Annotated in this window: 26 protein-coding genes; 10 read left to right on the top strand and 16 right to left on the bottom strand. The window is 64.5% G+C overall.

All coding sequences use genetic code 11. From position 1 onward, the window contains the following. Window positions 1-2 precede the first annotated feature (2 nt). On the bottom strand, window positions 3-689 hold the full coding sequence (locus ABZO33_RS09365; RefSeq protein WP_046857092.1) for an LrgB family protein: 687 nt from the start codon (window positions 687-689) through the stop codon (window positions 3-5). Next, complete coding sequence (locus ABZO33_RS09360) at window positions 679-1,065, bottom strand: CidA/LrgA family protein (protein WP_414535825.1); 387 nt, start codon at window positions 1,063-1,065, stop codon at window positions 679-681. Before ABZO33_RS09360 ends, ABZO33_RS09365 begins: the two co-directional genes overlap by 11 nt. A 102-nt stretch (window positions 1,066-1,167) precedes the next feature. On the opposite strand from ABZO33_RS09360, the gene ABZO33_RS09355 reads away from it, so the two are divergent. Then, a complete protein-coding gene (locus tag ABZO33_RS09355) occupies window positions 1,168-2,055 on the top strand; it encodes a LysR substrate-binding domain-containing protein (protein WP_414535824.1) in 888 nt (295 codons plus the stop codon). Window positions 2,056-2,151: 96 nt separating this feature from the next. Here the strand turns inward: ABZO33_RS09355 and ABZO33_RS09350 are convergent, their stop codons facing one another. After that, on the bottom strand, window positions 2,152-2,607 hold the full coding sequence (locus ABZO33_RS09350) for a flavodoxin (RefSeq protein ID WP_401106546.1): 456 nt from the start codon (window positions 2,605-2,607) through the stop codon (window positions 2,152-2,154). A 184-nt stretch (window positions 2,608-2,791) separates the two neighbouring features. Here ABZO33_RS09350 and ABZO33_RS09345 point away from each other — a divergent pair, with 184 nt between their 5' ends. The 5 genes from ABZO33_RS09345 (at window position 2,792) to ABZO33_RS09325 (ending at window position 5,546) form a co-directional block, all read left to right on the top strand. Then, entirely contained in the window at window positions 2,792-3,415 is a 624-nt protein-coding gene (locus ABZO33_RS09345; protein WP_414535823.1) for a hypothetical protein, read from the top strand. A gap of 147 nt (window positions 3,416-3,562) precedes the next feature. Then, window positions 3,563-4,135 carry an antibiotic biosynthesis monooxygenase gene (locus ABZO33_RS09340; protein ID WP_414535822.1) on the top strand — a complete coding sequence of 191 codons (573 nt, stop codon included), beginning with the start codon at window positions 3,563-3,565 and terminating at the stop codon, window positions 4,133-4,135. A 76-nt stretch (window positions 4,136-4,211) separates the two neighbouring features. Beyond that, window positions 4,212-4,904 (top strand): dihydromonapterin reductase, encoded by a 693-nt coding sequence (folM, locus tag ABZO33_RS09335; protein ID WP_414535821.1) that lies wholly within the window; start codon window positions 4,212-4,214, stop codon window positions 4,902-4,904. A gap of 11 nt (window positions 4,905-4,915) precedes the next feature. Continuing rightward, a complete protein-coding gene (locus ABZO33_RS09330; RefSeq protein WP_102682537.1) occupies window positions 4,916-5,212 on the top strand; it encodes a DUF1244 domain-containing protein in 297 nt (98 codons plus the stop codon). After that, on the top strand, window positions 5,205-5,546 hold the full coding sequence (locus ABZO33_RS09325) for a HopJ type III effector protein (RefSeq protein WP_414535820.1): 342 nt from the start codon (window positions 5,205-5,207) through the stop codon (window positions 5,544-5,546). Before ABZO33_RS09330 ends, ABZO33_RS09325 begins: the two co-directional genes overlap by 8 nt. Window positions 5,547-5,604: 58 nt before the next feature. Here ABZO33_RS09325 and ABZO33_RS09320 read toward each other — a convergent pair whose 3' ends face one another. The 4 genes from ABZO33_RS09320 to ABZO33_RS09305 form a co-directional block, all read right to left on the bottom strand. Beyond that, on the bottom strand, window positions 5,605-6,513 hold the full coding sequence (locus ABZO33_RS09320) for an alpha/beta fold hydrolase (RefSeq protein WP_414535819.1): 909 nt from the start codon (window positions 6,511-6,513) through the stop codon (window positions 5,605-5,607). A 191-nt stretch (window positions 6,514-6,704) separates the two neighbouring features. Then, entirely contained in the window at window positions 6,705-7,391 is a 687-nt protein-coding gene (locus tag ABZO33_RS09315; RefSeq protein ID WP_414535818.1) for an N-acetyltransferase family protein, read from the bottom strand. 167 nt (window positions 7,392-7,558) lie between these two features. Beyond that, the gene (gene fabV, locus ABZO33_RS09310; protein ID WP_414535817.1) at window positions 7,559-8,758 is read right to left on the bottom strand and encodes an enoyl-ACP reductase FabV; all 1,200 of its coding nucleotides are present in this window, start codon (window positions 8,756-8,758) and stop codon (window positions 7,559-7,561) included. 144 nt (window positions 8,759-8,902) lie between these two features. After that, the gene (locus ABZO33_RS09305) at window positions 8,903-9,754 is read right to left on the bottom strand and encodes a LysR family transcriptional regulator (protein WP_414535816.1); all 852 of its coding nucleotides are present in this window, start codon (window positions 9,752-9,754) and stop codon (window positions 8,903-8,905) included. Between the two features lie 134 nt (window positions 9,755-9,888). Here ABZO33_RS09305 and ABZO33_RS09300 point away from each other — a divergent pair, with 134 nt between their 5' ends. From ABZO33_RS09300 to ABZO33_RS09285, 4 genes are read left to right on the top strand one after another with little or no spacing between them, the layout of a single operon-like run. Continuing rightward, entirely contained in the window at window positions 9,889-10,938 is a 1,050-nt protein-coding gene (locus ABZO33_RS09300; protein ID WP_414535815.1) for an agmatine deiminase family protein, read from the top strand. Beyond that, window positions 10,935-11,831 carry an N-carbamoylputrescine amidase gene (aguB, locus tag ABZO33_RS09295; protein ID WP_414535814.1) on the top strand — a complete coding sequence of 299 codons (897 nt, stop codon included), beginning with the start codon at window positions 10,935-10,937 and terminating at the stop codon, window positions 11,829-11,831. Before ABZO33_RS09300 ends, aguB begins: the two co-directional genes overlap by 4 nt. A gap of 3 nt (window positions 11,832-11,834) precedes the next feature. Next, a complete protein-coding gene (locus tag ABZO33_RS09290; protein WP_414535813.1) occupies window positions 11,835-12,929 on the top strand; it encodes an extracellular solute-binding protein in 1,095 nt (364 codons plus the stop codon). Window positions 12,930-12,933: 4 nt separating this feature from the next. After that, a complete protein-coding gene (locus tag ABZO33_RS09285) occupies window positions 12,934-14,058 on the top strand; it encodes an agmatine deiminase family protein (protein ID WP_414535812.1) in 1,125 nt (374 codons plus the stop codon). A gap of 46 nt (window positions 14,059-14,104) precedes the next feature. Here ABZO33_RS09285 and ABZO33_RS09280 read toward each other — a convergent pair whose 3' ends face one another. From ABZO33_RS09280 to ABZO33_RS09240, 9 genes are all read right to left on the bottom strand, one after another. Next, entirely contained in the window at window positions 14,105-14,824 is a 720-nt protein-coding gene (locus ABZO33_RS09280; protein WP_414535811.1) for an OmpA family protein, read from the bottom strand. 95 nt (window positions 14,825-14,919) lie between these two features. Then, on the bottom strand, window positions 14,920-15,564 hold the full coding sequence (locus ABZO33_RS09275; RefSeq protein ID WP_414535810.1) for an MBL fold metallo-hydrolase: 645 nt from the start codon (window positions 15,562-15,564) through the stop codon (window positions 14,920-14,922). 14 nt (window positions 15,565-15,578) lie between these two features. Continuing rightward, window positions 15,579-15,926, bottom strand: coding sequence for a type II toxin-antitoxin system ChpB family toxin (locus ABZO33_RS09270; RefSeq protein ID WP_414535809.1), 348 nt, complete (start codon window positions 15,924-15,926; stop codon window positions 15,579-15,581). Then, complete coding sequence (locus tag ABZO33_RS09265; RefSeq protein ID WP_414535808.1) at window positions 15,923-16,201, bottom strand: AbrB/MazE/SpoVT family DNA-binding domain-containing protein; 279 nt, start codon at window positions 16,199-16,201, stop codon at window positions 15,923-15,925. Before ABZO33_RS09265 ends, ABZO33_RS09270 begins: the two co-directional genes overlap by 4 nt. Before the next feature lie 156 nt (window positions 16,202-16,357). Next, complete coding sequence (locus ABZO33_RS09260; protein WP_023631285.1) at window positions 16,358-17,050, bottom strand: sensor histidine kinase; 693 nt, start codon at window positions 17,048-17,050, stop codon at window positions 16,358-16,360. Further along, the gene (locus tag ABZO33_RS09255) at window positions 17,047-18,654 is read right to left on the bottom strand and encodes a response regulator (RefSeq protein WP_414535807.1); all 1,608 of its coding nucleotides are present in this window, start codon (window positions 18,652-18,654) and stop codon (window positions 17,047-17,049) included. Before ABZO33_RS09255 ends, ABZO33_RS09260 begins: the two co-directional genes overlap by 4 nt. A 229-nt stretch (window positions 18,655-18,883) precedes the next feature. Next, on the bottom strand, window positions 18,884-21,601 hold the full coding sequence (locus tag ABZO33_RS09250; RefSeq protein WP_414535806.1) for a LuxR C-terminal-related transcriptional regulator: 2,718 nt from the start codon (window positions 21,599-21,601) through the stop codon (window positions 18,884-18,886). Window positions 21,602-21,811: 210 nt separating this feature from the next. Next, entirely contained in the window at window positions 21,812-23,176 is a 1,365-nt protein-coding gene (locus tag ABZO33_RS09245) for a DUF1329 domain-containing protein (RefSeq protein ID WP_414535805.1), read from the bottom strand. Between the two features lie 25 nt (window positions 23,177-23,201). Next, a complete protein-coding gene (locus tag ABZO33_RS09240; RefSeq protein WP_414535804.1) occupies window positions 23,202-25,139 on the bottom strand; it encodes a DUF1302 domain-containing protein in 1,938 nt (645 codons plus the stop codon). Window positions 25,140-25,247: the final 108 nt, after the last annotated feature.

Below are 25,247 nucleotides of genomic sequence, written 5' to 3'. Positions count from 1 at the left end.
GGTCAGACCAGCATCACCAGCAACGGCGCGGCCAACAGGTTGAGCAGCCCGGTCAGAACCATGACCAGGCCGGCCACCGAGCCCTCCTCGCGCCCGACTTCCTGGGCGCGGCTGACCCCCGCGCCATGGGCACCGACACCGAACAGAGCGCCCCGTGCCAGGGGTGTGCGCAAGGGCAGCCAACGCAGGAGAATGCCGCCGAACATCGCCCCGAGCACCCCGGTAAACATCACGAACACCGCCGTCAGCTCCGGCACGCCGCCCAGGTCTTGGGCCACGGGCATGGCGAACGGCGTGGTGATCGAGCGCGGCAGCAACGACAGGCTGACCGCGTCGTCCAGCGCGAGCAGGTGCGCCAGCGCCCAGGAGCTGCCGATAGAAGCCACGCTGCCGGCGAGCATGCCGACCAGCAGCGCCGGCCAGTGCCGTGCCAGCAGTGCCCGCTGCTGCCAGATCGGCACCGCGAAGGCGACGGTGACCGGGCCCAGCACGCCCATCAGCCAATGCGTGTTGCGGGCGTACTCGGCGTAGGCGGTATGCAGCGGCACGGCCACCGCCAGCAGCAAGGCCGGCACCAGGATCAGCGGCGACAGCAGGTAGCGTCCGCTGCGCCGGTACAGCCAGCGGCTGCCCAGGTAGGCGCCCAGGGTCAGGGCCAGCCAGAACAGCGGCATGGGTTCAAGGCTCATGGCGCAACCTCCAACGGCACACCAGCTCGACGGTGACCGCGGTGACCACCATCACCAACAGGGTGCTCAGCGCGATCACCAGCAAGATGCGCCAGCCCTCGCTGCGCAGCAGGCTGCCGTAGTCCAGCAGGCTCATCAGCGCCGGAATGAAGAACAGCAGCATCTCTGCCATCAGCCAGCCGGCACCCAATTGCAGCGTGGCGGGTTTGAGCAGGCCGGTGGCGAACAGTGCCAGCAGTAGCGCCAGGCCCATTACGCCACCGGGAATCGGCCAGCCGAGCCAGGTGGCCAGCTGGCCACCGATCAGGAACAGCGCCAGCAACACCGTCAGCTCGACGAGCAGGCGCAAGGTCTTTTTCAATAATGCAGGATTCATGGGCGGGGGTTCCTCGACAACGGGCCCATTGTAAAAGTCGACCCCCTAGGCCAGAAGCGAATTGTTAGACTGGCAGCCATTCCAAAACGGAATCCGGCATACATGGAATTCAAACAGCTGCGCAGTTTCATCGAAGTCGTCCACAAGGGCGGCTTCACCCAGGCGGCGGCCACCTTGCACATCAGCCAATCGGCGGTGAGCAAGCAGGTCGCCCAACTGGAGCAGGACATCGGCCAGCCGCTGCTGGAACGCCAGGGCTCACAGTTGCTGCTGACTGCCGCCGGGCGCATCGTTCTGGAGCGTGGCGAGGCGCTGCTGCGCCAGCGCCAGGAACTGCTGAGCGAACTGGACGACCTCAGCCAGATGGCCCGCGGCGAATTGCGCCTGGGCCTGCCGCTGTTGGGCAGCGATGCACTGTTCGCCGGGTTGTTCGCCGAGTACCGGCGACGCCATCCGAATATCTCGATCCAGCTGCTCGAAGGTGGCAGCCGTATGGTCGAACAAGCCGTCAAGAGTGGCGAGTTGGAGTTGGGCGGCAGCCTGACGCCGAACGATCCGGCGTTCGATTACCAGCCGTTCTGCAATGAACCACTGGAAGCCTTGCTGCCCGCCGGCCACCCGCTGGCCGGGCAGGTCGACGTCGCCCTGGCACAGCTGGCCGACACGCCGTTTCTGCTGTACCAACGCAGTTTCGTGCTCAACGATCGATTGCTCAGCGCCTGCCAGCAGGAAGGCTTCACGCCCAGGGAAGGTGGACGCAGCGGCCAGGCAGACTTCCTTGCCGCGCTGGTGGCGGCCGGGCAAGGCGTGGTGTTGCTGCCGGCGATCGTCGCACGGGCACTGGAACGGCCCGGGGTGGTGCGCTTGCCGTTGCGGGCGCCGGAGTACCTGAGGTGGGATATAGCTTTCATCTGGCGGCGCGGGGCGTATCTGTCACGGGCGGCACAGGCGTGGCTGGCGTTGTTGCGTGAGCACTCAGCCATGCATTGAGGCGACCGGCCCTATCGCGGGGCAAGCCCGCCCACGATGGCTGCATGATGCTCGTGGGAGCGAGCTTGCCCCGCGATAGAGCCGGTCCAGGTAACATCAGCCTTTAAGGACAGCCGCAAACTCCGCCAGCCACGGCTCGGCATCGGTCTCCGGTGTCACGGTCTCACTGGCATCGAGTCGCAGCATCGGCAGCACTTCGTTCACCCCCAGCTCGGCAAACAACTCGCGCATCTGCTCGCCACCGCCGCAGTAGGTGTCGCCGTAGCTGGAATCGCCGAGGCCGATCACCGCCCCCGGCAAGCCGCGCCAGGCCGCCGGCAGCACGTCGCGGATCGTGCTGTACAGCGGCATCAGGCTGTCGGGCAGCTCGCCCATGCCGGTGGTCGAGGTCACCGCCAGCAACGCATCGGGGCCAAAGCCCTCGATGTCCTGCAGGGTGGCGCGTGCCGCGTGCCAGGCTTCAAGGCCGGCGGCCTTGAGCAGCGACTCGGCGTGGCGGGCGACTTCGTCGGCGGTGCCGTACACCGAACCGGAAATAATGGCGACTTTCATCGGGTGAGGATTCCGAAACTGAGTGAAAACGTAGGATACTAGCACTCGACAGTGGCAAAAGGCCGCCTCCGGCTAAAGTCACAGGCTTCAGGATTATCCGACGAATGACCGGAACGAAGCGGATTGACCACTGTCCACCGCCGTGAAGAAATCGCCGTTACCGATCGCCCCTTCGAGTCAGACCATGCAAGCAGACGCCCTACTCTCCCAGGACGAACTGGATTTCATCCAGGACATGCAGCATTCGCCCCAACTGAACCTGGCCGACCCCATGTCGAGCCTGCTGGTCAATGGCGACCGTCGTCTCAAGGACCTGCTCACCCGCCTGGTGGCCAACGAGCAGGTGACGCTGCAGGCCAGCTTCAACAACCAGCAGCTGAGCTTCCCCCTGCAACTGGTCGAGGATGAATTCCACGCCCTGCACCTGCAACTGGGCTCGCCGGACATCTACGAGGACGGCCCCATGCTGCGGCCCTGGCGCCTTTCGCTGCAGCAGCCGACCGCGTTGCTGGACGATCACGGTCAGGCCAGCGACCTGTGGGTACGCGACATTTCCTTCAAAGGTGTGCTGCTGGAAGTACGCGGTGGGGCTGAAGCCCCTGCGCAATTCAACCTGCGCTTCGCCGCCGAGGACATCCCGCCGATCGGCCTGCACGGCGCGCTGCGCCGGCGCATCGGCCCGCGCCTCGCCGCCTACGACCTGACCCACACGCCGGCCGAAGAGGTCGAGCGCCTGCGCGAGTACATCCTCCAGGCCCACCGCAAGGCCCACCCCGAGCTGCACGCCCAGGCCCCCAGCACCTTCTGACGACCGTCCAGCCATTGAAACTGACCGGTCATGATTGATCGGCGATAATCCGTGCCCGATTCTTGCAAGCCCGCCTGCGCCGCCCATCACCCCGGGCCGCAAGCCAGGGGCCGGCTACCCGCCAGCCCCGTCGCCAGGAGATACACGATGTCTACCCCACCCGTCACCTTGATGGTGTCGCGCCGCGCCGCCTGCGGCCGTTACCAGGACCTGCTGGCCTGGCTGCACGAAGGCGAGCAGTTGGCCACCGACTTTCCCGGCTACCTGGGCTCGGGCATCCTCGCCCCGCCGAGCGAGGGCGACGAATTCCAGATCATCTTCCGCTTCGCCAGCGAACAGGCCATGCACGCCTGGGAGCATTCCGCTTCGCGCAGGGCCTGGCTGGAGCGCGGCAACGGCCTGTTCGAGCGCCCCAAAGAGAGGCGCGTGAGCGGCATCGACGACTGGTTCGGCACCAATACAGTGCAAAAACCACCGCGCTGGAAGCAGGCAACGGCCATCTGGCTGGCGTTCTTTCCGGTTTCACTGCTGTTCAACCTGCTGTTCGGCCATTGGCTGGCGCCACTCGACCTGCTGCCTCGAGTGCTGCTCAGTACCCTGGCCCTGACGCCATTGATGGTGTACCTGTTCATCCCGCTGTCCACCCGGCTGCTGGCCGGCTGGCTCAACGCCACGCCACGCGCTGCCACCGAGCGCTCCCAGGGGCTGCGCAGCCGCTGAGGCACGGGCTCGCAAGGCCGCGCAGTTCGGGTATGCTGGGGCATCACGCACGGACAGACGAACAGACCGCCCGAACATGAACAGCCCAATCCTCATCACCGGCGCCAGCCAGCGCGTCGGCCTGGCCCTGGCCCTCGAGCTGGCCCAGGCCGGCCATACGGTGGTCAGCGCCAGCCGTACCTTGCAGGGGCAGGCTGCCCACCCGAACATCCGGCAGTTCCAGGCCGACCTGACCCGCAGCGAAGACCGCCAGGCCCTGATCGAGTACCTGCAACGTGAGTACGACGGCCTGCGTGCGATCATCCATAACGCCTCGCTGTGGCTCGACGACGGCCTGGACAACCTCGACACCATGTTCCGCCTGCACGTCGAGGCGCCCTACCACCTCAACCTCGGCCTCGGCGAGCTGCTGAACAAGGTGGACAAGGCCGACATCATCCACATCTGCGACGAGACTTCCTCGCGCGGCAGCAAGAGCCACATCGGCTATGCCGCGACCAAGGCCGCGCTGCAGAACATGGTCCTGTCGTTCGCCGAAAAGTACGCGCCCAAGGTGCGCGTCAACGGTATCCTGCCGGGCCTGCTGATCCTCAAGGAAGGCGGCGACGAGCAGTACCGCGAGCAGACCCTGAAAAAGGCCCTGCTCGAATTCGAACCCGGCGCCCGTCCGCTGATCGACGCCGTGCTGTTCCTGCTGCAAAGCCAGTACAGCACCGGCAGCCAGGTGGTCATCAACGGTGGCCGCCATCTGAAGAACCGCATGACCTGAAGAGACTGCCCATGACCCCGCAACAACAGCTCGAACTAGAAGCCGCCGCGTTCCGGCGCCTGGTCGACCACCTGCAAAAACGTACCGACGTGCAGAACATCGACCTGATGAACCTCTCCGGCTTCTGCCGCAACTGCCTGTCCAAGTGGCTCAAGGCCGCCGCCGACGATCGCCAGATCGAGCTGAGCCTGGACGATGCCCGCGAGCAGGTGTACGGCATGCCCTATGCCGAATGGAAAGCCCAATACCAGAACGAAGCCAGCGCCGAGCAGAAAGCGGCGTTCGAACAAGGAAAACCGCGTGACTGACCTGAATACCCTGCGCAGCAGCCTCGCCAGCGGCGAACACGTTTTTGCCGACACCCTGGCTTTTATCGCCGCGAACTACAGCTTTCAGCCCCAGGCCTTCGACAATGGCGACGTGCACAACGCCGCCGGGCAGAACGAAGGCTCGTGCAAAACCCTGGGCCTGGCGCTGCTCGAAGGGTTGAGCGACCAGGAGGCGCTGCTGGCCTTCGGTGAGCACTACCGTAGCGTGGTCGCCACGCCCGAGGGCAGCGACCATGGCAATATCCGGGCGCTGATCAAGCATGGGCTGGCCGGGGTGAGGTTCACCGCCCAGCCACTTGCACGCCTGGCCTGATAGCAGATGGGGCCGCTGTGCGGCCCCAAGTCCCACAGGCCTTTGCGGGCCCCGGACATCAACTGATGAGCTGGCCTGGTGTTCCAGCCTCAAGACGCCCCTTGTGCAACCACTCCAGCGCAATCGGCCACAGACTTTCACGAAACCGATCGTGAAAAAACGCGAAGTGCCCGATCTCCCCGACCGAGATATCCACAGGCGCCACCCGCAGATGCCGCCGCTCGCCCGTTTGCAGGTACCCCAACAATCGCTCAGTGGCCGCCACCGTGCCAAATGGATCGTCAGTCAGGCTGATGGCCAGGGTCGCCGCCTGTACCTGGGCAAATGGCGTCGCCGACAGTAAACGACCACTGGGGCGCTGCTCGTAACGCGGTGTACGGGCAACCCAATCGCGCACCACGCCGGCCGGGGTGTCTTCCAGCCAGCCCAGGCGCTTGCCGGGAAAGTAGCCGAACATCCGGGTCAACAGTGGCATCACCACGTGCCATTTGCCGAACAGCTGCCAACGCTGCTCCGGCGCATAGTCGCGCCAGTAGGCGAACTGCGCGCCCACCAGCAGCGCATGGCGCACCTGCCCCGCCGACGGCGCCAGCCCGAGCGCCCAGCCGCCGAAACTGTGGCCGACCACATGTATCGGCTGGCCCGGATGCTCGGCGGCGGCCAGTTGCAACATCGCTTCGAAGTCCAGCCGGCCCCAGTCGCTCCAGGACGCCTGGAAACCGCGCAGCGTGGCCGGGCGCGACTCGCCGATGCCGCGATAATCGTAGGTGAGCACGTCAAAGCCCTGGGCGAACAGGTAGTCGGCGAAACGCGAGTAGTAGCGACAACGCACCGAGGTGGCGGCGTTGATGATCACCAGTGGACGCAGGGGGTCGGGTTCGGCGTGGCGCCAGCGAAATCCGCCGAGGCCATAGCCGTCGGCGGCGACATGACGAAAGGCACAGGCGGGTTGGGTAAGGCTGCTCATGGCGCGCTCCCTGCGGCGTCGCGCCATGCTGGCGGACGGGCTGTTGTCGTGCGCCAACGCTAGCAAAAAAATGCCCGAACAGCTCAAGTTCCTTGTAGGAGCGGCTTCAGCCGCGATCACCAGCGAAGCTGGTGCCATACACCACGTTGGCTTCATCGCGGCTGAAGCCGCTCCTACAGGTCCCTGTGCCCTCAGGTGGTCGGCAGTGCCCGCGCCACGCCCGGCTTGCGCAGCACCGCCAGGCGCGAACCGTGGTAGCGGGTTTCGCGGAACAGCTTCCAGCGACCGAACAGGCCGTACACATGCATCACCCGGCCCTGCTCGTGGTAGCCCATGCGCAGGTGCAGTTTCATGGCTGGCACGTTGTGGGTCTCCACCACGTCCACCACCTTGTGGCAGCCCTTCTCACGCATGGCGTTCCACAGCTCGACCTGGGCCGTCACCGACAGCTCGCTGCCGAAGTACGGCCGGGTCATCTCGCCGCCGAACTCGAAGAATTCGCCGGGTTTCACCGGGAAGGTGCAACCGTAGTAGTGCTTGTCGTGATAGTCGACCACGCTGGCCCAGATGAAGGCCACGGCATCGCCCTGCTCATCCAGGTACATGTGCCCGGTATGGCCCTCGGCGGCCAGCTCGCGCATGGTCTCGACACGGTCGCCGAAATGCCGGGCGAAGGCATCGGCATTGGCCGTGGTGATCTGCACCAGGGTGACCGGTGCATGCGCTTTGAGGCTGTGCGGCGGTACCGGACTGATCAGGTCGCGCTCCATCCACAGCAGTTCCCAATGGAAAAACACGTAGCGTTCGAAAAAAGTCTTGAAGGTGCGCTTGAGGCCCTTCTGGCGGATGCGTTCTTGTAGTTTTTGCAGTACGCCCATTGCTCCCTCCTCGGCGCCAGCGAAATTGCCAGGCCAATAGCTGGGGTATAGATCAGGCGGAGGGTGGCCATGGCAAAGGGCCAGCGAGGGATTTGTTTCAGAATATTAACAAGTCGTCGGCGGGAACCGCGCAGCCACCATCAACGGCTGCGCGGTCAAGGACTTGCTTACAGCTCGACGCAGTCGAACCGTACGTCGGTGGCCACGTCTTCGTCGTAGTTGACGTCAGCGCGCTCGAAGCCGAACAGGTTGAGGAACTGCTTCTTGTAACCGGCGTAGTCGGTCAGCTCGAACAGGTTCTCGGTGGTCACCTTCGGCCACATGGCACGGCAGGCGTCCTGCACATCATCACGTAGTTCCCAGTCGTCCAGACGCAGACGGCCTTGGTCGTCCAATGCAGCCGGCGCACCGTCCTCACGGTACATGCGGTCACGGAACATGCGGTCCAGCTGGTGCTGGGTACCTTCGTGGATACCCTTCTCCTGCATGATCTTGAAGACCATCGACAGATACAGCGGCATCACCGGGATCGCCGAGCTGGCCTGGGTGACCACCGATTTCAGCACCGCAACGTTGGCAGTGCCACCGACTTTCTTGCCCAGGCGCTGGGCGGTTTCGTCCAGGTCCTGCTTGGCCTTGCCCAGCGCACCGTCCCAGTAGATCGGCCAGGTGATGTCGGAGCCGATGTAGCTGAAGGCCACGGTGCGGGCTTGCGGTGCCAGCACGCCAGCGGCGTTCAGGGCGTCGATCCACAGTTCCCAGTCCTGGCCGCCCATGACGGTGACGGTGTCGGCGATTTCCTGCTCGGTGGCCGGCTCGATGCTGGCCTCGATGATGGTGTCCTTGTTGGTGTCGATGGCGGTCGACTTGTACGGCTGGCCGATCGGCTTCAGGGCCGAGCGGATCACTTCACCGGTCTGCGGCAGCTTGCGCACCGGCGAAGCCAGGGAGTAGATCACCAGGTCGACCTGGCCGCCCATTTCGTTCTTGATCAGCTCAATGACCTTGGCGCGGGCTTCGTCGGAGAAGGCGTCACCGTTGATCGACTTGCTGTACAGGCCTTCGGCCTTGGCGAACTTGTCGAAGGCGGCGGCGTTGTACCAGCCGGCGGTACCGGCCTTGGTCTCGGTGCCCGGTTTTTCGAAGAACACGCCCAGGGTGTCGGCCTTGAAGCCAAACGCCGCGGTGATGCGGGCGGCCAGGCCGTAGCCGCTGGAGGCACCGATCACCAGGACTTTCTTCGGACCATCCTCGCGCACGCCCAGTTTGCGGGTGGCTTCGATCTGGTCACGGACGTTGAGCTCGCAGCCCTTGGGGTGAGTCGTGGTGCAGATGAAACCGCGAACCTTGGGATGAATGATGGCCAATGTCTGTACCTCGTCAGGTTTAGGCTGGGGCAGCGCCCGGATTCGGGGTGCTGCCGTTTGATCTAGAGGGTGAGACTACCCTCGCGGGATATCCGACACATATTACGGGGTGATCGGATCGATGCAAAACACCAACTGCCCCCACTACTCCTGTGCCAGCGCCGCCTTCAACCACCCCAGGAACTGCCGCGCCAATGGATCCTCCTGGCTTTCCCAATGCACCAGGCAGCTCCACACCGGCCCGCGCACGCGCTGTAGCGACAAGGGCCGCAGGCGCCCTTGGTCGACCATCCGCCGTGCCAGCAACTGGCTGACCAGGGCGATCCCCAGGGCCTCACCCGCCGCCTCCAGCAGCAACCCTGGGTCAGAGAAGTTCAGCCCCTTGCCTTGCTGCCCCACATCCTCCCCGCCCTCCAATTGCCAATGGCTCCAATCCATCTCCCGCTCGCCATGCAGGGTGGTGCGCCCCTGCTCGGGCAGGTCTGGGTGGCACGCCGGATACAGCTGATCCTGGTGCAGCACGGTGAAGCTGCATTCGGCCTGGGCGCCAATATCGTCGCGGATCGCCAGGTCGATGGTCTCACTGGCCATGTCCGGCACCTCGAAGCTGGTGAACAGCCACAGGTCCACTTCCGGGCAGCGCTGGTGGAAGTCCGCCAGACGCGGCAGCAACCAGTGCCGGGCGAAAGCCGGGGTGGTGTTGACCACCAATTGGTTGGGCTTGCGGTACTGCTCCAGCCGGCGGATGCCCACCGCCAGTTGCTGCAACAAGGCCTGCGTAGTGCTGAGCAGATCGTGCCCGGCGTCGGTCAGGCTGACGCTGCGCCCGCTGCGGTGGAACAGCGGCTGTTCCAGGTAGCCCTCCAGGCTGCGGATCTGCTGGCTGATCGCCGACTGGGTGAGGTTGAGGGCCTCGGCGGCCTTGTGGAAACTGCCCAGCCGGGCAGCGGCTTCGAAACCGCGCAGGGCGTTGAGCGGGGGCCAATGCTTGAGCATGCTGATAAGCCTGACTGATCAGAAATACGCTAAATCTATCGTTTGTCGCTGCGGATTCCCAGCCATAACATGGACGACAACACCCGCGACGGCGGGCTTCGTTGATAACAATCCCTAATAGATCGGAGTTCACTATGACCCTGTCCCGCGACAGCGGCTGGCGCATGCCCGCCGAATGGGCCCGCCACGCCGCCACCTGGATGATCTGGCCACACAACAAGCCGCTGTGGGAGTCGGGCTGGGGCGTGACCCTGGCCGACGTGCAGCGCGACTATGCCCGGGTGGCCGCCGCCATCGCCCGCTTCGAGCCGGTGAAGATGGTGGTCGATCCATCGGCCATGGCCATTGCCCGCGAACTGTGCGGCGCCGGTATCGAGCTGGTCGAGTTGGCCGTGGACGACAGCTGGTGCCGCGACAGCGGCCCGACCTTCCTGACCCACCCGCAACACGGCGTGGCGGGTTTGAGCTGGCGTTTCAATGCCTGGGGCGGCAAGTCCGAGCACGGCAAGGACCGCAGCCTGGCCCGGCGCATCCTCGACCACCTAGGCCTGGAAGGCCTGAGCACTCCGCTGTGCAACGAAGGCGGCGCCATCCATGTGGACGGCGAAGGCACCCTGATCACCACCGAATCGGTGCTGCTCAACCCCAACCGCAACCCGGGCCTGAGCAAGGCTGACTTCGAGGATTGCTTCGCCCGCCTGCTGGGCATCCGCAAGACCATCTGGCTGCCGGGCGACCCGCAGTACGTCACCGGGGACATGACCGACGGTCACGTCGATGGCGTGTGCGCCTTCGCCCGCCCCGGCGTGCTGCTGGTGGACGCCACCCACGATCAGGGTTCGGTGTACGCCGAGGTAGCCCGCGAGAATCGCCGCGCGCTGGAACTGGCCACGGACGCCCAGGGCCGTTCGTTCGAACTGCTTGACCTGTTCGAGGCCTCCGCAGCCGTGGACACCGAAGCCGAAGTGTTCTGCGCCTCGTACACCAACTTTTATCTGGCCAACGGCGCGGTGATCATGCCGGCCTATGGCATCGACGCCGACCAGGCCGCGGCGCAGCAACTGGCCCTGGCCTTCCCCGGCCGCGAAGTGGTGCCGGTGCGCATCGACCATATCGCCCACGGCGGTGGCGGCATCCACTGCATCACCCAGCAGCAGCCGGCCTGGCAGGGAGCGCGCCCATGAGCACGCTGCGCATCGCCACCACGCAGATGGCCTGCAGCTGGGACCTGGCCGCCAACCTCGACCGCGCCGAGCAGCTGGTGCGCCAGGCCGCTGCCAAGGGTGCCCAGGTGATCCTGTTGCAGGAGCTGTTCGCCACCCCGTACTTCTGCATCGAGCAGTGTCACAGCCACCAGGCCCTGGCCCAGGACTATCACCACAGCCCGCTGCTCAAGCGCTTCGCCGCGCTGGCCAAGGAGCTGGGCGTGGTCCTGCCGCTGAGCTGGTATGAACGGGCCGGCAACGCCTTCTTCAACTCGCTGACCGTGGCCGATGCCGACGGGCGCCTGCTGGGGGTGTACCGCAAGACTCACATCCCCAACGCCATCGGCTATCAGGAGAAGGAGTACTTCAGCCCCGGCGACACCGGTTTCAAGGTCTGGGACACCGCCTTCGGCCGCCTGGGCATCGGCATCTGCTGGGACCAGTGGTTCCCCGAGACCGCCCGCTGCCTGGCACTGATGGGCGCCGAAGTGCTGCTGTTCCCCACTGCCATCGGCTCGGAGCCTGGCGCCGCCGAACTGGATTCACGCGACCATTGGCAGATGGCCATGCGCGGCCACGCCGCCGCTAACCTGCTGCCAGTGGTGGCCGCCAACCGCGTCGGCCATGAAGTGGCGCGCAGCGACGACAGCCTGAGCATGCGCTTCTACGGCTCGTCGTTCATCTGCGACCACAAGGGCGCGATGCTGCAAGAGGCCGACCGCGACAGCAGCGGCGTCTGGCTGCACGACCTGAACCTGGAACGCATGCGCGAGGATCGCCTGACCTGGGGCATCTACCGCGACCGCCGCCCCGACATGTATGCGCCGCTGCTGACCCTTGACGGCCGTACCCCACAGACCGCGAGGGCCTGAACCATGCCAAGCCGTCCATCGAAACTGCTCGCCATCGCCACCCTGCTGGCCTGCGCCGGTGTTGCCCAGGCCGAACAGGACGCCCTGCGCCTGTACAACTGGGCCGACTATTTTGCCGAGGACACCCTCAAGCGCTTTACCGCCGAAACCGGCATCCCGGTGATCTACGACGTCATGGACGGCAGCGAGGTGCTCGAGGCCAAGCTGATGTCCGGGCGCAGCGGCTACGACCTGGTCTTCCCAGGCGACACCGTGGCCGAACGGCTGATGCGCGCCGGCAGCCTGCGGACACTGGATCGCAAGCAGCTGACCGCGCTCGACGATATCGAGCCCGGCCTGCGCCAATTGCACGACCGCTACCCCAAGGCCAGCCAGGCCACCGTGCCCTACACCTGGGGAACCATCGGCCTGACCATGGATGCGCAGAAGATCCGCGAGCGCATGCCCGACGCCCCGCTCGACAGCCTCGACCTGCTGTTCAAGCCGGAGCTGGCGGCCAAGTTCGCCGACTGCGGCATCTCGATGATCGACTCGCCCGACGAAGTGCTGGCCGTGGTGCTCCACTACCTGGGCCGCGAACCGCGCAGCGCCAAACGCGAGGACCTGGCCGCCGCCAGCGAGCTGCTCAAGGGCATCCGCCCGTACGTGCGCAAGCTGCAGTCGCAACCGGTCACCGAACTGGTCAATGGCAACACCTGCCTGTCGCTGGGCTACAGCGGCGACGTGATCCAGGCCCAGCGCACCGCCGAGGCCGCAGGCAAGGCCATCGACTTCCAGTACCGCGTGCCCCGTGAAGGCACCACGGTGTGGATGGACACCATGGCCATCCCCGCCGACGCCAAGCACCCGGAATACGCCTATCGTTTCATCAACTTCGTCATGCGCCCGGAGAACATGGCCGCGATCAGCAACTTCACCGGCTACCCCACTGCCAGTGCCAAGGCCCGGTCGCAGGTGGACGCGCGCCTGCGTGACAACCCAGACATCTACCTCAGCGATGCCACCTTCACCCGCTTGATCCCGGGCAAGGACATCCCCCAGGCCGACATGCGCGCGCGCATGCGTGTCTGGACCCGTTTCAAGACCGCACAGGACTGACCCCATGCCCACTCGCCGCACTTTCCTCCAACAGATGAGCGTCGTCGCCGGCCTCGGTGCCGCCGCCAGCTTCGGCCTGCCGTTCGGCGGCAGCAATGCCCGCGCCGCCGAGTCGGGCCGCTGGTTCATGCCCGACGAGGGTGAAAAGCACCAGCGCGCCTACATCGCCTTCGGCGCCCAGGACGCCATCTGGGAAGACTTCACCGAAGACGTCCAGGCCGCGCTCGGGCGCATCGCCCGCGCCATTGCCGCCTTCCAGCCGGTAACGGTGTTCTGCCGCGCCAGCGAGCGCGACATCGCCGAGGAGGAATGCGGCAGCCACAACATCACCTATGTCGAGACCGAACTGGACGACATCTGGATGCGTGACATCGGCGCCAACTTCGTGGTCGACGACGACGGCGCGCTGGGCGCCGTGGACTTCAACTTCAATGGCTGGGGCGGCAAGCAGCAGCACCGCTACGACGCCAAGCTCGCGGCCCGCGTCGCCAAATTGGCCGGTGCCCAGTACCAGCGCAGCGAGCTGGTGGGCGAAGGCGGCGGTATCGAGGTGGACGGCCACGGCACCGGGATCATGACCGAGAGCAGCTGGATCAACGGCAATCGAAACCCAGGCTGGAGCAAGGCCCAGGTCGAGGCGGAGCTGAAAGAGCGCCTGGGGCTGCGCAAGATCATCTGGCTGCCGGGCATCAAGGGCAAGGACATCACCGACGCCCACGTCGACTTCTATGCGCGCTTCGCGGCGCCCGGCGTGGTGGTGGCGAACCTGGACAACGATCCGGACTCCTACGACCACGAGGTGACCCTCGAGCACCTGGAGATCCTGCGCAACGCCACCGATGCCGATGGGCGCACGTTGCAGGTGCACACGATGTCGCCGCCATTGAAGCCGCGGCGCAGCAAGTTCAGTGAGGACAATCCGGACTTCGCGGCGGGATATATCAATTACTTCGTGATCAACGGCGCGGTCATCGCCCCGCAGTTCGGTGATCGCAGTGCTGATGAGAAGGCGCGGGCGTTGCTGGTGAAGCTGTATCCGGGGCGCAAGGTGGTGCAGTTGGACATCGACGCCATTGCGGCAGGAGGGGGCGGGATCCACTGCGTGACCAACCAGTGCCCGGCGGCGTAGCGCGATTGCCGGGGCTGGCGCGTAGCCCCGGCATCTTCAATGGCGCTTATGGGTACTGCTGCACGGTCCCTTGCTGGTCATACTGCTGACCCGGGATCGGCTTCAGGTTGACCTCGACCCGACGGTTCTGCGCACGGCCGTTGGTGTCAGCGTTGCTGGCGATCGGCTGGTCCGGGCCCATGCCACGCACACTGACCCGCGACGCGTCCACGCCCTGGGAGGTCAGGTAGGTGCTGACCGCCTGGGCGCGGCGCTGCGACAGGTCCATGTTGTGCTGGCGGCTGCCGGTGCTGTCGGTGAAACCGACCACTTCGATGGTGTTCTGGTTGAACTGCTTGAACGAGTTGGCCAGGTTGTTCAACGGTGAGTAGAAGCTTGGGGCAATGTTCGCCGAGTCGGTGGCGAAGGTGATGTTGCCCGGCATGATCAGTTTGATCTGGTCACCCTGGCGCTGTACTTCGACGCCGGTATTGGCCATCTGCGCCCGCAGTTCGGCTTCCTGCTTGTCGGCGTAGTAGCCGTAACCGGCAGCGGCGGCACCGACCGCGGCGGCGCCGATCAACGCCCCCTTGCCACGGTTGTTGTGGTCGATGGCGGCACCGGCGATGGCGCCGGCCAGCGCGCCCAGGCCACCATATTTGGCGGTCTTGCTCATCCCTGTGGAACCCTGCGCCTGGCCCTGGCTGTCATACGGGTTGGGGCTGGCACAACCAGACATCAGCGCGGCGGCGGTAGCGACGATAATCAGACGACGCATGGTGAACATGGACAAGCTCCTACTGAAATTCGAAAGTGCAGCGGATCGACTACGGATCTGTGCCAGCCTTGGATTGCAGCGCAGCGGAAAAATTCCATGAAACCTCAGGCGCGCACGAAGGGGTTCTCGCGCATCTCGTCGCCGAGGCGGGTGTCCGGGCCGTGGCCGGTCACCACGATGGCGTCCTCATCCAGGCGGTACAGCCGTTCCTTGATGGAACGAACGATAGCCCGCTGATCGCCGCCCCACAAATCGGTGCGCCCGACGCCACGGCGGAACAAGGTATCGCCGGCGATCAGCAACTTGTGCTCGGCGAACCAGAAACTCATCGAGCCTGGCGTATGCCCGGGGGTGTGCAACGCCACGCCGCAGCCGCAGGCCAGCTCTTCGTCGTCGCCCAGCCAGCGGTCCGGCGACGGTACCGGCGTATAGGGCACGCCGAACATCTGGCACTGCATTTCCAGGTTTTCCCACAGCGGCTGGTCGGCCTTGTGCAGGTGCAGGGTGGCACCGGTCAGCTCCTTGAGCTTGCCCGAGGCGAGGAAATGGTCGAAGTGGGCATGGGTGTGGATGATGCTCACCAGGGTCAGGCCATGGTGCTGCAGGCGGGCGAGGATCTTCTGCTCGTCCCCGCCCGGATCGACGACGATGGCCTTCTTGCTGAGCGGATCGCCGATCAAGGTGCAGTTGCACTGCAACGGGCCGACGGGGAAGGTTTCGCGGATGAGGGTTACCGCAGAATTTGCCATGAAAGAACGGCCCATTACTCGAATAGTGTTTGAACGCGCGCCAAGGCATCCAGGATTACTTCCTCAGGCACAGACTCGATGCGCTTGGCTTGCCTTGCCTCCAGATCAACGATTCGGATCTGATTACAGAGCAATACGCCTTGCGTCTGGGTACCGGCGCCGCTAAGCGTAACCGCGAATCCTGCATGTCGGGCAAAATCCCCGCCCTGCGATATCGGCGCGATCACTGCAAGCCCGGAAATGTTGAACGTGCTCGGGGTAAGGACCAGTGCTGGTCGTGCCGCACCTTGCTGCTCTCGACCAACGGTAGGGTCCAGGTTAACCCTGACGATATCTCCCCTCGCGAACTTGGCGCGCCTCACACTTCACGCCCGGCCGGACGCATCGTGTTCCAAGCAGCCATGTCCTCCGGCTCCGGAGCATTCAGATCACACTGCGCCATCAGCTCTTCAAGCGTGTATCTGGGCTTCGACCTGACAGGCTTAAGCACCATGCTCTCGCCAGCCGTATCCAGACTCAGGGTTGATCCCACTTCAAGACGCATCTGCTTGAGGACGGTGGAGGGAATTCGAATAGCGGCGCTGTTTCCCCACTGCTGAATCTTGATCTGCATAAGTATCTCCCACGGTAGATACATAGTAGAAACCCTCCCGGCTATAGCAAGTGAAATGTAGAAACCAAGTATCTACATTGCCACTCGTCCAGCGCAGAAAAAAGACCACCTACCGCGAGAAGGAAATGCCTCACTGTATCTTGGGAAACGAGCCCATGCAGGCAACAATTTCTACCGTCTTCAGGGCAGATACAACCGGAACAACCCGCCCCCCAGCGTCCCGCCATTGGCGATCTCGATTCGCCCGCGCACGCCATTGCGCTCGTGCAACGCGGCAATCCGCGCCGCGAAATACAGCCCCAATCCGGTACTGCCGCTCTGCGAATCGATGCCCTGCACGTAGTCATGCTGGCGTTCGAGCATGCGCTGTGGATAACCGGCGCCGTCGTCGTTGACGCTGATCACCAGCTGCTCGCCCTCTTCCTCGATGCTGATCAGCAGCGCGTGGCCGGCATAGCGGATGGCGTTGGTGAGAACGTTGGCCACCACCGAGGCGACCAGCTCACGGTCGAAGAAGCCCAACGGGCTTTCGGTCTCGATACGCCAGGTAGCGAGGATGTCGCGGTGCTTGATCACGTCTTCCTGGGCCGCCAGCTGGGCCTCGATGAAGTCGTCCAGCTCGTGGTAGTCCGGGCAGATGGGCAACTGGTTGACACCCAGCTTGTACAGCCCCAGCAATTGCACGAGCATGCCGTTCAGGTGGCTGAGTTCGTGCTCCACCACGCCCTGCTCGGTACCGCCACGCAGCTCCTCGGGCAGGCGCGCCAGCCATTGGCTGTGGGCATGGGTCAGCGCCGAGAGGGAGTTCTTCAGGTCGTGCACGGTGGAGGCGATCACCGTGGAAAAATCCAGCCCCTGATTGTCCTGGTTCATGCGCCAAAGACCCGGATGTGCAGTTTACGGTAACGGTCATAGCGGCTGTCGCTGGCGGGAATGCCGGCCACGCTGGTGAGGCAGTCGCGGCACTCCTGCATCAACGCCGGCGGTGGCGTCTCGCCGCCGATGCGCAGCAGCGCCTGGGCGGTGTTCAGGGCAATGCTGATGTTCTTCGGCTGCAGCGACAGCGCCTTGCGGAACATGCCCAGCGCCTCGTTGAGCTGGCCTCCCTGGTAGCTGCGCACGCCCTGGCGGTTGAGGTCCACGGCTTCGGTCACCGCCCCCAGCACCAGCGGGTCGTCGGTGAGCTTGGCGACGCTCTGCATGACCTTGGGATCGTCCCCGTAGGTTTCCACGCAGCCCTTGAGGATAGAGGTGCCCGCCGCGTCCTGACCGAGTTGCTGCAACTGCTTGGCCACCGTCAGTGCCGCCTCGACGGAGAAGAACTGATCCATCTTTTCCAGGCGCAGCATCGCCTGCTCGGTGAGCTTGGCGGCGGTATCCGGGTCACCGGCCTGCTGCAGGCTGGCAGCCTTCATCAAGCGGGCGCGCACCTGCAGGCCCTGGTCCTCGACGTTTTCCTTGGCCACCTCACTGAGCACGGTGTTGATTTCCACCCGGGTGCGCGCATCAAGACCGTTGCCGGTGTTCTTGCTCATCAGCGCCTGGACCAGGCCCAGATTGCTTTCGGCGTCCTTGTAGCGCGAACTCTGGCCCTGGTTGACCGCATGGCGATAGGCCTTGGACGCGCTTTCGAAGTCGGCGTTGTCCAGCGCCAGCTTGCCCAGCGCGGCCTGGCGGCGCACGGCGAGCGGCGACAGGCGTACAGCCTCCTCGAGCATGTGCTGGGCGCGCTTGGTTTCGCCTTGAGCCACCAGCACATCGGCCATGCCATCGTACAGGTTGGGCATGATCGGGAAGGCCTTGAGCGCCTGCTCGTAGACGCCCTGGGCCTGGGCGTTCTGGCCGCGCTTGTGCAACAGGCTGCCGAGCGCCGCGTAGGCCCACGGCTGCGGGCGGCTGGCCAGGATGTTCTTGAGGAACTTCTCCAGCTCGTCGAAACGATTGAGGTCACGCAGGGCATCGGCGCGATAGCGCAGGCACAACGGGGCAAACCGCGGGTCTTTCTTGCACAGTTCGGCGCAGGCGGCGAGTACCTCGGCCGGGCGGCTGCGATCCAGGGCCTGGAGGATGGGCTTGAGCAAGGTCTTGCGCTGGGTCAGCTTCTCCAGACGCTGGGCCAGGCCTACGCGGTTGAAGGGCTTGGTCAGGTAGGCGTCGGGTTCGTGCTCGATGGCACTGAGCACGATGGACTGGCTGCTCTCGGCGGTGACCATGATGAACACGCATTCATGGCTGATGAGCTTGTCGAGAATCAGGTCCTCGAGCACCTGCTGGCCATTCTTCTTGCCATCGCCCAGGTGGAAATCCTGAAGGATGAAGTCGTAGCGCTTCTGCCCACACATGCGTAGGGCCTGTTCGCCACTGTCGGCGGTGTCCACGTCGCGTACGCCCAGCTCGCGAAGCATCGAGCGGGTCGAAGTGCGGAAGTCGGTAAAGTCGTCGACGATCAGAAAGCTTTTTTGCCCGTACTGCAGCATCAACACGACCTGTATTGAAAGAAGTGGGGAAGTGGCGATGCGTACCGCCGAAATGTGTATCGGCAGCGGATCAGGAAAGATGAGCCACTAGGGTCTGTACGAAAAGTGTCTGCGCGAAGGCCAGACAAGGCGAAACGGGGGGAGGAAGCGGAGTGTACTGGAGTACATGAGCATTCCGAGCCCCGTTTCAACGCAGTATGGGCGAGTGCAGATACATTTCGTACAGAGCCTAGACCAGCAACCCGAGGGACTTGGCCCTGGCCACCGCCTGGGTACGCCGCTCCACGCCCAGCTTGCTGTTGATGTGGCTGGCGTGGGTCTTGACGGTATGCAGGGAAATGAACAGCCGCTCGCTGATCTGCTGGTTCGAGCAACCCTGGGCGATAAGTTCCAGCACGGCGAACTCGCGGCTGCTCAGGGCCTCGGTGCTACAGGTGCTGGCGACGAGGGTTTGCGGCAGGTGCGCCAGCAGATCGCGCTGCACGGGGCAGGCGGCACGGCCGGCCAACTGCTCACGCAGCCATTGCGGCTGCTCCTCGATCAAGCGCTGGAATGCCTGCAAGGCGCCTCCCTGCGCAGCCTCCAGTGCCTGCGCAAGCAGCTTGGCCGCCTCGGGCTCACGCCCCTGGGCCAACAGCAACGCGATCAACTGGCATTGCGCGCTGACCATCAACGTCATGCCACCGCTGGCCTGCCCGCGGTCGAGCAGCTTGCGCAGCCTTGCTTCGGCATCGTCGACACGGGCCAGCACCCGCTCCAGCAACGCTTGCTGCAACTCGATGTGCAGCGGCAACAAGGGGTGGAACTCCGGCGCGGCGGCAGGCTGCTCGCCACCGTAGGTCTGCCCCAGGCGCAACAGCCACGACTCCGCCAGGTCCGTACGGCCCTGGGCCAGCCAGAGCTCGCACTTCACCAGGGTAATCATGGCCAGGTAGAAGATCGGCGGCACATCCCAGATATGCATCAACCGCTCGGCCTCGGCCAGCTCGGAGAACGCTTCGGCGAATCGCCCTTCGCGTCCATCGAGCGAAGCGATCACGCAGTGCCCGATCAGGACACTGATATCGCGACAGCTGCGCGCCTCGCTGAGCCCGGCGCGCAAACGCGCACGGCCTGGGGCGCAGTGCAGGCGGGTGGCCAACAGGTAGCCCTCGTACAAGGTGAGGCGGGCGCGCACCGCATACAGGCGTTGGCCCGACAGGCCCTGTAACCGTTGCAGCCCCTGGCGCACTTCATCCAGCGCCCGCAGTATCTCGCCTCGGGCGTGCAGCACCCGCGCCCGGTCGTAATGGGCCAGTGCCTCGAACAGCGGATTGCCGACCCGTTGCGCCAACTCGAGCGCCTCTCGGTTCCACCCGCGCGCGCGCCAGAAATCGCCATCGGCGATGGCCAGGTTCGACAAGGTCGACAGGCACACCAGGCGCTGCCCATAACGTTTGCTCGGCAGGCTCTGCAGCGCCTCGCCACAATAGGTGAGGGTACGCTCGCGATCACCACGGCCGCGGGCGATCACCCCGCTCAAGGCCAGCCATTGGGCGAGCATCGATTTTTGCGCCGTGGCCGAAGGCGCGGGCAGGAAACGGCTCAGGTAGGCCGCCAGCTCTTCGGCGGCGTCCAACTGGCAGGCAAGCCCCAGGGCCCAGCTGTACAGGACAATCAACCTCGGCGTGCTGATCAGCAGGCTGTCGGGCAAATCCATTTTCCAGCGCAGCAGCATGCCGACATTCTGCTCGGCGAGCAGTTGCTCCTCCGACAGGCTTTGTACCAGGTCCGCCGCCACATCCAGATGGCCGGCCCGCAGGGCCTGCTCCACCGCCTCGTCCAGCAGGCCCTGCCCTTCGAACCAACGGCAGGCACGCAAGTGCAACCCCGCCTGGGGGCCACTGGCCTGCCGGCTGCGCAACAGGTCGGAAAACAGGTGGTGATAGCGGAACCATAGCCCATGCTCATCCAGCGGCACCAGGAACACCTGGTGGGCCTGCAGGAAGCGCAGGATCTCGGCACTGTCGTGCCGCTCGCGCAGGGCATCGCACAGTTCGGCGCAGAAACGCTCCTGGCAGGCGGTGTCGTAGAGAAACGCCTGCACGGGCGCCGGCAGGATTTCGATCACTTCCTCGAGCAAGTAGTCGCGAATCAATCCCTCGCCGCCATGCAGTGCCTGGGGCAAGGCGTTGTCATCGCCGGATTCGCTGGCCGCCAGCTGCCAGAAGCGCAGCCCGGCCACCCAGCCGTCGCTGCGCTGGATCAGGTTGTCCAGGGCCTGGCCGCGCAGACCGGTGGGCTGACGACCAATCACCGCCAACGCTTCATCGGCAGTCAGGCGCAAGTCCTGCTCGTTGAGCTCGACCAGCTGGCGCGACAGACGCAGGCGTGCCAGATGCCAGTCGGGCCGCTGACGGCTGGTGACCAGCAGGACCAGCCCGGCAGGCAGGTGATTGAGGAAGAACTGCAGGCATCGATCGAGCACCGGGCCCTGGGCCAGATGGTAGTCATCCAGGACCAGCAGCAGGGGGGTATCCGGCTGCAGGTAGAGCGCGAGCTCATCGAGCAGCCCATCGAGCCATTCCTCGAAAGCGAAGGGCTGATGACGCTGGCGCATCTTCAACAGGCCCATGGCCTGCCCGCCGAGCGCCGGACAAAACTGCTGCAGCCCTTCGAGCAGGCGCTCGAGAAAGCGACCCGGGTCGGCATCGCGCAGGCTCAACCCTAGCCAGAGGCTGCGCCAATGGCTGGGCAGCTCCTGACAGAACTCGATGGCGAGCGAGCTCTTGCCGAACCCGGCCGGGGCGTTCACCAACAGCAGACGCCCGCCCAGCCCGCCTTGCAAGCGCTGGCACAAGCGTGCCCGGGGGACGTGAGCCTCCGGCAGGGGTGGACGGAAGAAACGCCCGTCCAGCAGGCCCAGGGCCTGGCTGGCGACTCCATGCGTACGGGACAAATCTGTCATGGCCGGCTCGTTCTGATTGGAGTAATGCGGCAGTACGGATGGTTGCGAGACTAGCGGCAAACGCGGCGCATTTGAAGATGATGGAAACGCATCGAGAGAAAAAGACTACAACAAAAAGAAACAATGCTGACTGGCGGACACATCTGGAACAGAAACGCCCCGGTAAGCCGGGGCGTTCTGGGAGATCAAACGGAGTTTGCGTTTAACGGTTCAGCGGACACCTGACTGACGCAGCGCTGCCGGCTGGAATTCAGCCTTGCTGGCGCTAAATCCGAAGTTGTAGGCACTTTTCTCTTCGTTCTTCATGCCCAGCGCCAGGTAACGGCCCGACTGCAGGTCGTAGATGGCTTCCAGGGTGTACCACGGCACCTGCACGTTGTAGTACGGCTGGGCGTGAGCCTCGGAAATACGCCACAGCTGGTTGCGACCGTCGTACTGGTCAATCACTGCGGCCTGCCAGGTGTCCTCGTCGATATAGAAGTCACGCTTGGCGTAGATATGACGCTGGCCCGGCTTGAGCGTGGCGACCACGTGCCAGACGCGACGCAGCTCGTAACGCGACAGGTCCTGGTTGATATGCCCGGCCTTGATGATGTCACTGTACTTGAGCTTCGGATCGTCCAGCTTGTAGGCGTTGGAGGCGATGTACATCTCCTTCTTGCCCTCGAGCTTCCAGTCGTAACGGTCTGGCGCGCCGTTGTACATGTCGAGGTTGTCGGAGGTGCGCAGACCGTCGGCGGCGGTACCCGGGCCGTCGTACGACACTTGCGGCGCCTGGCGCACACGGCGCTGGCCAGCGTTGTAGATCCACGCCTTGCGCGGTTCCTTGACTTGGTCGAGGGTTTCGTGAACCAGCAGCACGGTCCCGGCCAGACGTGCCGGAGCGGTCACTTCCTGCTTGAAGTAGAACAGGATGTTGCCCGGGTTGGCCGGATCGTAGTCCTTCATCTTGTCGCGGAAGACGAACTGGTCCTGGAAGTACACCAGGCTGTACGAGCCGTTCTGCTGCGGAGTGGCCTGGGTGACCAGACGGGTCACACTGCCACCACGGTAGCGGGTGATGTGGTTCCAGATCACCTCCAGGCCGTCCTTGGGAATCGGGAACGGCACGGCGGTCTTGAAGTTCTCCAGGCCGTTGCCACCGGCGACCAGGGTGGTCTTGGTGGCGTTTTCCTTGATGGCGGCGAAGACATCGTCCGGCACCGTGGAGCCGCGATGGGTCTTGTACACCGGAATCTTGTAGCTATCCGGGTAACGCTTGAACATCGCGACCTGGCCAGGCGAAAGCTTGTCCTTGTACTGGTCGACGTTTTGCGCGGTGATGGTGAACAGCGGTTTTTCGCTGGCGTAAGGGTCGGAGAGGAAGCCCTTGGCGTCGGCACTGCCGGCCGTCTTGGATAGCGGCTCCCACGGGCCGATGGAACCATCGGCGTTACCGGCCTTCTCGGCCCCCATCGGGGTGAGCGACGCGCCCAGCTTGGCGGCCTCGTCAGCGGAAACCGCAGCCATGACGCTGGTTGCCAGCAGGGACATGCCCAGTACACCGGCTTGCAGCAGACGTGTGGTCATTTTCATTCTTTGTCGTCCTGGATCAATGTTCTTAGAAGTTCACGCCGAAGCTGAGGGCGACGAAGTCGCGGTCATCCACGGTGGTGTACTTGCCATCGAAGAAGTTGGTGTACGACAGGCTCGCCGTGTAGGTGTTCTGGTACTCGGCGTCCAGGCCCAGGCTGACCGCCTTGCGCCCTTCCTCGAAGTTGCCGCCGGGGCCCGGGGAGTAGCCGTCGACGTCGTGGGACCAGGCCACGCTGGGGCGCAGGTTCACACCGGCGAAGACGTTGTTGTAGTCCCAGATGGCGCGGACGCGATAACCCCAGGAGTCGGAGGTGGTGAAACCGTCGTTCTCGCAGTAGCGCGACAGGTTGTTCTGCTCGACACCGGCCAGCGTGGTGGCGTTAAGGCTCTGGCAGCGACCATTGGGCAGCGGGCCTGGGCCGTAGACCGGGTCGCGGCCATAGCGGGCCTTGGAGGTGCTTTCCAGACCACCGACGTGAGTCCAGCCTACCTCGCCGACCATGGTCAGACGCTCGGCGCCCATCACCTGATCGAAGAAGTGGGTGAAGGTGGTTTGCAGCTGGGTGATTTCCTTGCGGCGATAACCTGCCTGGTCGGCGTCCGGCGTGCCCTTGAGAACGGATGCGTTGGGGTCCAGCGGCGTCAGCCCCGAGTACAGGATGTCGGTGGTGTTCAGCTGCACCGGCGCATTTGGCCGGTAACTGATTTCACCACTCCAGGCCGTGCCGGTGGGCAAGGTGGTGGAGAAGCTCAGGCCGTAGAGGCGGATATCTTCCGGGTACTCGACGTAGTAGCTGGAGTTACCCGCCACGTACAGCGGCATCAATGCCTGGAGCAGGGCCGGGTTGGTGGCGGCGGCCCCTGGTACACCTGCCCGGACCAATGCCCCAGCCAGGTTGGCCGGGTTGTAGAAGCCGGCAGCTGCACCGCGGCCGCTGAAGATTGGCGCCCGGCTGTGGTAGTTCATGAAGTAGCCACCGAACTCGGTATTCAGTGGCTCGTACATGTAGCGCAGGGCCACACCGAACTGGCCGCTGTCACGGGCATCACGGTCAGGGCCGCGGCGCACGATCACGCCTTCGTCCGGCGAGCCCCAGGACACGCCTTGCCCGGTCAATGCGTTCATCGCAGGCCCGGCAAACGGGCCGATCTGCGCGGCAAGGCTCCTCGACACGTTGGCCTGCTTGGCCAACACCGCCAGGTTGTTGTTGCAACCGTCAGCGATCACGTCAGGCTGAGAGAAGAAGGTACCGCAGTTGTCGACGACGGTCTGGTCCCACTCGATCTGGTAGAAACCCTCGGCGGTGAGGTTGTCGGTCACGCTCTGCGACACATAGAACATGTTGACGGGGATCAGGCCTTCCTTGATCTCCGCGCCAGGACGGCGAAACGCCGAGACATCGATGGGGTTGATGGCGTTGATGCCACCGCCGATGAAGGTACTCTCACCCCAGCTCACCACCTGCTTGCCCAAGCGCACGTTGCCCGGCAGGTCGCCGATGCTGTAGTTGTGGTAGACGAAGGCGTCGAGCAGTTCCGCGCCCGAGGACTTGGCGCCCTCCTTGCGGTTCGAATCGCTGATGTCCTTGAACTGGCGGTTTTCATCCTTGAGCTCGAAGTCGTACCAGTACTTGCCGCGGACGAACACGCCCGTGTCGCCGTACTTGAGCTCCAGGTCGTGGATACCCTTGAAGATCTTCGAGAAGGTCTCGCCTTTCTTGAAGTTGAGGTGGCCATCGTCGGAGGTCTGCGACAGCCCCCTGCCGCCGTTGTTGGCCCCGATGAGGTTCTTGTTGGGATTGGCCGTCGACCAACTGGCGCCAACGGAGAGCGACGAGTCGAACTGGCCTTCGATTTCACCGATGTTGAAGCTGACCGCGAAAGCAGGACTTGCGAGCGTAGAAGCGAGGCTGACGGCCAGGGGCAGTTTCGCCCTGCGCCAGAACGGGTTTGCAGATGTCATCGACGCTACTCCATGTACTTTTTTGTTATGGCAGTGAGTCCTTTCAGAAACGGCTCGAGCGCCTGGTGAAGCAGGCTCCTGCCCGTGACGCCGCGCGTTGCCGTGCGG

The organism is Pseudomonas sp. CAM1A, assembly GCF_047501685.1.
Taxonomy (GTDB): Bacteria; Pseudomonadota; Gammaproteobacteria; order Pseudomonadales; family Pseudomonadaceae; genus Aquipseudomonas.
The sequence above is the reverse complement of the archived record's forward strand: the minus strand, read 5'-3'. Positions and strand labels throughout refer to the sequence as shown.

What these genes read in the sequence shown, in the direction of transcription:
- ABZO33_RS09305 (WP_414535816.1), bottom strand. Translation starts at nt 9,754, where the DNA reads ATGCTCAAGCATTGGCCCCCGCTCAACGCCCTGCGCGGTTTCGAAGCC.
- ABZO33_RS09355 (WP_414535824.1), top strand. Translation starts at nt 1,168, where the DNA reads ATGGAATTCAAACAGCTGCGCAGTTTCATCGAAGTCGTCCACAAGGGC.
- ABZO33_RS09240 (WP_414535804.1), bottom strand. Translation starts at nt 25,139, where the DNA reads ATGACATCTGCAAACCCGTTCTGGCGCAGGGCGAAACTGCCCCTGGCC.
- ABZO33_RS09280 (WP_414535811.1), bottom strand. Translation starts at nt 14,824, where the DNA reads ATGTTCACCATGCGTCGTCTGATTATCGTCGCTACCGCCGCCGCGCTG.
- aguB (WP_414535814.1), top strand. Translation starts at nt 10,935, where the DNA reads ATGAGCACGCTGCGCATCGCCACCACGCAGATGGCCTGCAGCTGGGAC.
- ABZO33_RS09260 (WP_023631285.1), bottom strand. Translation starts at nt 17,050, where the DNA reads ATGAACCAGGACAATCAGGGGCTGGATTTTTCCACGGTGATCGCCTCC.
- ABZO33_RS09255 (WP_414535807.1), bottom strand. Translation starts at nt 18,654, where the DNA reads ATGCTGCAGTACGGGCAAAAAAGCTTTCTGATCGTCGACGACTTTACC.
- ABZO33_RS09320 (WP_414535819.1), bottom strand. Translation starts at nt 6,513, where the DNA reads ATGAGCAGCCTTACCCAACCCGCCTGTGCCTTTCGTCATGTCGCCGCC.
- ABZO33_RS09340 (WP_414535822.1), top strand. Translation starts at nt 3,563, where the DNA reads ATGTCTACCCCACCCGTCACCTTGATGGTGTCGCGCCGCGCCGCCTGC.
- ABZO33_RS09345 (WP_414535823.1), top strand. Translation starts at nt 2,792, where the DNA reads ATGCAAGCAGACGCCCTACTCTCCCAGGACGAACTGGATTTCATCCAG.
- folM (WP_414535821.1), top strand. Translation starts at nt 4,212, where the DNA reads ATGAACAGCCCAATCCTCATCACCGGCGCCAGCCAGCGCGTCGGCCTG.
- ABZO33_RS09285 (WP_414535812.1), top strand. Translation starts at nt 12,934, where the DNA reads ATGCCCACTCGCCGCACTTTCCTCCAACAGATGAGCGTCGTCGCCGGC.
- ABZO33_RS09315 (WP_414535818.1), bottom strand. Translation starts at nt 7,391, where the DNA reads ATGGGCGTACTGCAAAAACTACAAGAACGCATCCGCCAGAAGGGCCTC.
- ABZO33_RS09275 (WP_414535810.1), bottom strand. Translation starts at nt 15,564, where the DNA reads ATGGCAAATTCTGCGGTAACCCTCATCCGCGAAACCTTCCCCGTCGGC.
- ABZO33_RS09250 (WP_414535806.1), bottom strand. Translation starts at nt 21,601, where the DNA reads ATGACAGATTTGTCCCGTACGCATGGAGTCGCCAGCCAGGCCCTGGGC.
- ABZO33_RS09365 (WP_046857092.1), bottom strand. Translation starts at nt 689, where the DNA reads ATGAGCCTTGAACCCATGCCGCTGTTCTGGCTGGCCCTGACCCTGGGC.
- ABZO33_RS09245 (WP_414535805.1), bottom strand. Translation starts at nt 23,176, where the DNA reads ATGAAAATGACCACACGTCTGCTGCAAGCCGGTGTACTGGGCATGTCC.
- ABZO33_RS09350 (WP_401106546.1), bottom strand. Translation starts at nt 2,607, where the DNA reads ATGAAAGTCGCCATTATTTCCGGTTCGGTGTACGGCACCGCCGACGAA.
- ABZO33_RS09265 (WP_414535808.1), bottom strand. Translation starts at nt 16,201, where the DNA reads ATGTATCTACCGTGGGAGATACTTATGCAGATCAAGATTCAGCAGTGG.
- ABZO33_RS09360 (WP_414535825.1), bottom strand. Translation starts at nt 1,065, where the DNA reads ATGAATCCTGCATTATTGAAAAAGACCTTGCGCCTGCTCGTCGAGCTG.
- ABZO33_RS09330 (WP_102682537.1), top strand. Translation starts at nt 4,916, where the DNA reads ATGACCCCGCAACAACAGCTCGAACTAGAAGCCGCCGCGTTCCGGCGC.
- ABZO33_RS09300 (WP_414535815.1), top strand. Translation starts at nt 9,889, where the DNA reads ATGACCCTGTCCCGCGACAGCGGCTGGCGCATGCCCGCCGAATGGGCC.
- ABZO33_RS09290 (WP_414535813.1), top strand. Translation starts at nt 11,835, where the DNA reads ATGCCAAGCCGTCCATCGAAACTGCTCGCCATCGCCACCCTGCTGGCC.